1 protein-coding gene is annotated in these 747 nt (G+C 58.6%); it reads right to left on the bottom strand.

Annotated features, from left to right (window positions below; translation table 11 throughout):
- Positions 1–9: 9 nt before the first annotated feature.
- The coding region (locus ACLQ2S_RS27150; RefSeq protein ID WP_425703824.1) for an alpha/beta fold hydrolase at positions 10–747 on the bottom strand (738 nt) is incomplete at its 5' end.

The raw sequence follows: 747 nt of genomic DNA, 5'->3' as shown, positions 1-747 counted from the left end.
GTTACCTGGTCAGGCATTCGCCTCGACCTCGTCGACGAACTTCGCCACCAACGCCTGGAAACCCGACGCGTCATCCAGGAACGGCAAATGCCCCGCCCCCGGCATGATCTCGCAACGACCATCAGGGAACTTCGCCGCCAACTCCTGCGCCCCCGACGGACTCAACAACACATCATCATCACCAATGACCACCAACGTCGGCGCCTGAACCCGAGCCAACAGATCCGGACTCGACTCACCAGTCAACGCCAACTTCAAACCATTGGTCAGATCCTCCTCGGTCGACAAAGCCAAAAAGCTCTCCCGCAACCCAAGGAAACCCGGCGTACCCAACTCCTCGATCATCTCCGCACCGAACACCTCCGGATACAGATGCGCATACAACGCCGCCATACCGTGATGCTCCAACGTCAACAACCACGCCCGCTGCACCAGACGATGCCGACGCATACCCCGAGGACCAAGCGCCGGACCCGCCAACACGATCCCCTTGACCCGATCCGGATACTTCAACGCCACATCACGAGCCAACACCGTCGAAATCGACGTCGACAACAAATACGCCTTATCGATCTCCAACGCATCCAACAACCCGACCACGTCATCCGCGTGATCATCCCACGAAGGATACGTCTCCGGATGCGACGACCGACCATGACCCCGCAGGTCATAACTCACCACACGATGAGCCACCGACAACTCATCCGTGACCACCCGCCACGCCGGAGTCGTCATAAAAAAATTGTT

The sequence above is a fragment of the Micromonospora sp. DT48 genome (assembly GCF_049844495.1).
In the GTDB taxonomy this organism is placed as follows: domain Bacteria; phylum Actinomycetota; class Actinomycetes; order Mycobacteriales; family Micromonosporaceae; genus Micromonospora.
The sequence above is the reverse complement of the archived record's forward strand: the minus strand, read 5'-3'. Positions and strand labels throughout refer to the sequence as shown.